This is a genomic window from Massilia phosphatilytica, assembly GCF_977014125.1.
Genome location: NZ_CDRNIL010000107.1, coordinates 1 through 5,687, shown reverse-complemented (window position 1 = coordinate 5,687; position 5,687 = coordinate 1). Strand labels below are relative to the sequence as shown.

The window sequence follows — 5,687 nt, the reverse complement described above, 5'->3', positions numbered from 1 at the left end:
ATTTCCAAGGGATACGCTATGGATAACTTTTCGGCACGTGATGACAAACGTAGGCAAGAAACCGGAACAAAGTGACGGTGCTTAGCTCAGTTGGTAGAGCGGATCCCTTACAAGGATTAGGTCGGAATCTCAGCGCCCACCAGGTTCCGGGCGCATTCTCAAAGGAAGAACCGATCAGAGTAAACGAGCGGTAGTTCAGTTGGTTAGAATACAACTTGGCGCCACGGGGGTCGCGGGTTCGAGCCCCGTCCGCTCCGCCAGTATCAAGAAAAAGGGGTCCGAATTCCGTCGGGACTTTTTCGTTTTATCCCCCGACTCTATCGATGACGTATCGCTCTCGTTCTCCGTGGCCGCGCGCCTGCGCGGCTCCGCCGAGATCGTCATGTTCGTACCGGGTCCGACCCTCGTCGGCCTGCTCGCTTTCGCCGCCACGGCCGCGATGCTCGCGGCCGCCGAACCGCTGCCGCTCGCCCAGCCCGCGGCGCCTGCACGGCGTCGCGATGAGCCTGCCCATCGCGTGCCGCGGCCCCGCGTCACGCCCGTGCACCGCGTGGCTGCATCCGCTGCCGGCGCCGCCGGCGGCGCCGGCGCGCCTCGGCCGTCGTCGCCGACCCGTCGGCACCGGGCGCCGGCCTGGCGTACGTGGCCCTCGCTGGCGGTCTGGTTGTACCAACGTCCGGACTGGCTGGCGCCGCCGCGCGCCGTCGCCGGCAGCGGCGCCGTCCTTCCTGCTGACCTGGACACGCGCCACTCGCGCGGCGCCGGCCTGCCGCAGCCCGCGCGCCGGCGCCGGCGGATGGCTCGTCGCCCGGCCACCCGCCGCAGCACCCGCACGCAGCTGTAACTGCTGGCGCCGGCTGTTCTGGGCCGCCGCTGTGGCGCGGCACCATCGCCGGCGCGCGCCAGTGCGTGCTGCTGGCCGCCACCGTCGGCGCCGCCGCGCTGTGGATGTGGCCGCGGCTCGGCGCCAGCGCGCCGCCCAGCAGTTTTAATAATGTCGTCTTGCCGCGGCCGTTGCGGCCGCGCAGCCAGGTGAGGCCGGGGCCGATCTGCAGGTTCAGCCCGACGAAGACGCTGCGCGTCGCAAAGTGAAAACCGAGGTTCTCGACGGCGACGGATGGACTCATTCCCATAATTTGCTTCCGGTGGCGCACAACAGCATGATGGCGAACGCGACGAGCGCCATGCGGCCGCGTGCCGTGAAGGGGGGCGTCAGCACGAGCAGCGGCGCAACGCCCCAGGCGAACGCGAGGTACAGGCGGCCGGCCGTGCCGTGCCACGCACCGGCCGCCGCGCCGATGCCGGTCAGCATGGCCAGCGCCGGCATCAGGATCAGCAAGGCCATGGCGCGGGCGTGCCGGGCCAGCGCGGCAACGTCGATGGGCCAGCCGGCCGCCGGCACACGCACGCGTGCCAGCTGGGTCCGCAGCGCCTGGTCGGTGTCGTGCACGAGCAAGACCAGCAGGATGCCCGTCAGCACCGCGCCGGGCGCGCGCGGCATGGCCTGCGGTCCCATCATCCACAGCGCGGCGGCGCCGACGGTGGCGGCCAGCAGCACGCACTGGCGCGCGCCGGCGATGGTGCCGCGCCACAGCGGCAGCCAGAACAGCCGGCGCCACAGGTACAGCGTGCCGGTGCGGGATGCGGGCGGGTGGGTGCCGGCAACGGCATCCGCCGGCGCCCGGCGCGCGGGCTGCGGCAGGCCGGCGCCGCGCACGAGCAGCACGGTGGCGCATGTCCAGGTCAGCAGGAAGGACAGCACGGTCCCGGCGACGGCGCGCGGCGGCGCCAGCCAGTCCGGACGTTGGTACAACCAGACCGCCAGCGAGGCCACGTACGCCAGGCCCAGCGGCCCGGTCAACAGGGTGGCGACAACGGCCGAGGCGCGCAGCAGCAGGCCGGGCGGCACCGGCAGCGGATGCAGCCACGCGCGCACGTGCGCGGGCATGACGCGGGGCCGCAGCAGCACGATGGGCAGGCTCATCGCGACGCCGTGCAGGCACAGCAGGGGTAGGGCGAGCGGCAGCGGTTCGGCGGCCGCGAGCATCGCGGGCATGGCGGCGAAAGCGAGCAGGCCGACGAGGGTCGGACCCAGTACGAACATGACGATCTCGGCGGAGCCGCGCAGGCGCGCGGCCAGTTGCGCCAGGGCGTGGCGGGCGAGACGGAGACGAAACCGGGTGTAGGGATGCGTCATCGATAGAGTCGGGGGATAAAAACGAAAAAGGTCCGACGAATCGGACCTTTTTCTTGATACTGGCGGAGCGGACGGGGCTCGAACCCGCGACCCCCGGCGTGACAGGCCGGTATTCTAACCAACTGAACTACCGCTCCGTTTCACTCTGATCGGTTCTTCACTTTGCAAATCGCCGGAACCTGGTGGGCGCTGAGAGGCTCGAACTCCCGACCTAATCCTTGTAAGGGATCCGCTCTACCAACTGAGCTAAGCGCCCGTCACTTTGTTCCGGTTTCTTGCCAACGTTTGTCATCACGTCCGAAGAGGCCCGAATCATAGCGTATCCCTTCAAAAACGTGCAAGGGTTTTTCAGAAAAAAGTGAACAGGGATGCAGCGCGCCGCTTTCTCATACACAGCAAAACTGTTGTAAGGATGTTGGCGTCTCGGCTGTACTCCTTGCATAAGGAGATACACATAATCGACAATTGCCGCTTTACATGCCGGCAAGATTTAGACATCAACAATGAGATGCGAGTTTGCCGAGGCCCACAGCCTGCCCTACCCGGGTGCCTCAGGAGAGACAGCGGAGACCACGCGGCAGTTTTTTTCACTCTTCCCTAGGAAAAACTCAATGATCAAGATGTCCAAGATGCACAAGCGCGTCATCGCCGCGCACGGCGCCGTGCTGGCGCTGGCCGCCTTACCCGGCGGCGCGGCCCTGGCCCAGACTGCGCAGGCGACCCAACTGCAGACGGTCACCGTGACCGCACAGCGCCGTACCGAAAACATCAAGGAAGTCCCGGTGTCCGTCACCGCCATCAAGGGCGAAAAGCTGGACGTGCTCGTATCCGGCGGCGCGGACATCCGCCTGCTGGCGGGTAAAACCCCCAGCCTGAACGTTGAGTCCTCGAACGGCCGCACGTTCCCGCGTTTCTATATCCGCGGCTACGGCAACACGGACTTTTCGGAATTCGCATCGCAGCCCGTGTTGCTGATCTATGACGACATCGTCCAGGAAAACCCGATCCTGAAGGGTTTTCCGATCTTCGACCTGGCCGGCGTGGAAGTGCTGCGTGGCCCGCAGGGCACGCTGTTCGGCCGCAACACCCCGGCCGGCGTCGTGAAATTCGAATCCGAAAAGCCGAATTTCAAAAAGGTCGAGGGTTACTACAACCTGTCGTACGGCACGCACGGCACCACCAACGTCGAAGGCGCGGTCAACGTGCCGCTGTCGGACAAATGGGCGATGCGCGTCTCGACCCTGCGCCAGCACCGCGACGACTTCGTCGACAACTACAGCGACATCGCGAAGACGAACAAGACCGGCGAACTGGACGGCTACAACGAACACGCCGAACGCGTGCAATTCCTGTACAAGCCGGATACCACGTTCAGTGCCCTGTTCAATGTGCACCAGCGCACGACCACCGGCAGCGCCCGCCTGTTCCGCGCGAACCTGATCAAGAAGGGCACGAACGACATCGTCGACGGCTACGACCTCGACAGCATCGTCACCAACGCCCAGAATTTCCAGAACCTCAAAACGAACGGCGCCAACGCCCGCATCACGTGGGACCTGGGTCCGGTCTTCTTCCACTCGATCACCGGTTACGAGTCGGTCGGCAATTACTACAGCCGCGGCGACATCGACGGCGGCACGCCGCAAGGCCCGGGCTTCATCCCGTTCCAGTCCGAGACGGGCGGCTTCATCGACGACCTGAAGCAGTACTCGCAGGAATTCCGCGTCGAATCGAAGGATGCAGGTCCGTTGCACTGGCAGGCCGGCGTGTACTACTTCAAGGAAGACGTGACGGGCGGCAGCGACGGCTACAGCAGTGCCACCGGCGCCCGCACGTCGCGCCAGTCCAGCGAGCAGAACAACAAGGCCTGGGCCGCTTTCGGTTCCGTGACGTACAACATCAACGACGCCCTGTCGGTGCGCGGCGGACTCCGCTACACGGACGACAAGAAGGACTTCCGCACCGTCACCGCGATCGGCTTCACGCCGGTCGGCCCGAACAGCGTCGGCGAAAGCCGTGACAAGATCAACTGGGATCTGTCGAGCACGTACAAGCTGAACTCTGACGCTGAACCTGTACGCGCGCATCGCGACCGGCTTCCGCGCGCCGAGCATCGCGCCGGCCTCGACCTTCGCGCCGGTGGGCATCACCGTCGCCGACGCCGAGACCATCACGTCGTACGAAGGCGGCATCAAGGCCGACCTGTTCGAGCGCCGCGCCCGTGTCGCGTTTTCGCTGTACGACTACGACGTCAAGAACCAGCAGTTGACCGTGGTGGGCGGCAACACCAACGTCACCAAGCTGATCAACGCGAAGAAGACCGAAGGCCGCGGCGCGGAATTCGACTTCGAAGGCCTCGTGACCCCGGACCTGCGCGTCGGCGCCAGCGCCTCGTACAACTTCACGGAAATCCGCGATCCGAGCCTGTCGCTGAGCAAGTGCGCAGCTTGCACGATCACCGACCCGCTCAACGCCGCCGGCAACGTCGTGATCGACGGCAACCCGCTGCCGCAGGCGCCGAAGTGGATCATGAACCTGAACGCCCGCTACAGCATGCCGGTGGGCGATGGCGAGTTCTACGTCTACACCGACTGGTCGTACCGTTCGAAGATCAATTTCTTCCTGTATGAAGCGAAAGAGTTCACGGGCAAGCCGCTGACGGAAGGCGGCCTGCATCCTTCGATTCGACGCGGAATTCCTGCGAGTACTGCTTCAGGTCGTCGATGAAGCCGCCCGTCTCGGACTGGAACGGGATGAAGCCCGGGCCTTGCGGCGTGCCGCCGTCGATGTCGCCGCGGCTGTAGTAATTGCCGACCGACTCGTAACCGGTGATCGAGTGGAAGAAGACCGGACCCAGGTCCCACGTGATGCGGGCGTTGGCGCCGTTCGTTTTGAGGTTCTGGAAATTCTGGGCGTTGGTGACGATGCTGTCGAGGTCGTAGCCGTCGACGATGTCGTTCGTGCCCTTCTTGATCAGGTTCGCGCGGAACAGGCGGGCGCTGCCGGTGGTCGTGCGCTGGTGCACATTGAACAGGGCACTGAACGTGGTATCCGGCTTGTACAGGAATTGCACGCGTTCGGCGTGTTCGTTGTAGCCGTCCAGTTCGCCGGTCTTGTTCGTCTTCGCGATGTCGCTGTAGTTGTCGACGAAGTCGTCGCGGTGCTGGCGCAGGGTCGAGACGCGCATCGCCCATTTGTCCGACAGCGGCACGTTGACCGCGCCTTCGACGTTGGTGGTGCCGTGCGTGCCGTACGACAGGTTGTAGTAACCCTCGACCTTTTTGAAATTCGGCTTTTCGGATTCGAATTTCACGACGCCGGCCGGGGTGTTGCGGCCGAACAGCGTGCCCTGCGGGCCACGCAGCACTTCCACGCCGGCCAGGTCGAAGATCGGAAAACCCTTCAGGATCGGGTTTTCCTGGACGATGTCGTCATAGATCAGGTGCTGGATCATCCAACTAACTCCTCCGTTTTAACCTTAGCAATACGT

At 65.0% G+C, this 5,687-nt stretch carries 4 protein-coding genes, 2 tRNA genes and 2 pseudogenes; 3 read left to right on the top strand and 5 right to left on the bottom strand.

The window, feature by feature from the left end; genetic code table 11:
* Positions 1 to 346 precede the first annotated feature (346 nt).
* Positions 347 to 844: a hypothetical protein gene (locus ACWNCF_RS03635; RefSeq protein ID WP_449406052.1), complete on the top strand. Its 498-nt coding sequence runs from the start codon at positions 347 to 349 to the stop codon at positions 842 to 844.
* Positions 845 to 959: 115 nt separating this feature from the next.
* Here ACWNCF_RS03635 and ACWNCF_RS03630 read toward each other — a convergent pair.
* From ACWNCF_RS03630 to ACWNCF_RS03615, 4 genes and pseudogenes are all read right to left on the bottom strand, one after another.
* Positions 960 to 1,127, bottom strand: a pseudogene (locus ACWNCF_RS03630) (ABC transporter ATP-binding protein); the annotation flags it as partial.
* The gene (locus ACWNCF_RS03625) at positions 1,124 to 2,197 is read right to left on the bottom strand and encodes a hypothetical protein (RefSeq protein WP_449406050.1); all 1,074 of its coding nucleotides are present in this window, start codon (positions 2,195 to 2,197) and stop codon (positions 1,124 to 1,126) included. The pseudogene ACWNCF_RS03630 and the gene ACWNCF_RS03625, both read right to left, overlap by 4 nt.
* Positions 2,198 to 2,257: 60 nt before the next feature.
* Positions 2,258 to 2,334, bottom strand: a tRNA-Asp gene (locus ACWNCF_RS03620).
* 43 nt (positions 2,335 to 2,377) lie between these two features.
* A tRNA-Val gene (locus ACWNCF_RS03615) sits at positions 2,378 to 2,453 on the bottom strand.
* Positions 2,454 to 2,700: 247 nt separating this feature from the next.
* Here ACWNCF_RS03615 and ACWNCF_RS03610 point away from each other — a divergent pair.
* A pseudogene (locus tag ACWNCF_RS03610) lies at positions 2,701 to 3,237 on the top strand (TonB-dependent receptor plug domain-containing protein); the annotation flags it as partial.
* A gap of 1,021 nt (positions 3,238 to 4,258) precedes the next feature.
* On the top strand, positions 4,259 to 4,924 hold the full coding sequence (locus tag ACWNCF_RS03605) for a TonB-dependent receptor domain-containing protein (protein ID WP_449406051.1): 666 nt from the start codon (positions 4,259 to 4,261) through the stop codon (positions 4,922 to 4,924).
* Here the strand turns inward: ACWNCF_RS03605 and ACWNCF_RS03600 are convergent.
* Complete coding sequence (locus ACWNCF_RS03600; RefSeq protein ID WP_449406049.1) at positions 4,839 to 5,651, bottom strand: hypothetical protein; 813 nt, start codon at positions 5,649 to 5,651, stop codon at positions 4,839 to 4,841. The genes ACWNCF_RS03605 and ACWNCF_RS03600 overlap by 86 nt on opposite strands.
* Positions 5,652 to 5,687: the final 36 nt, after the last annotated feature.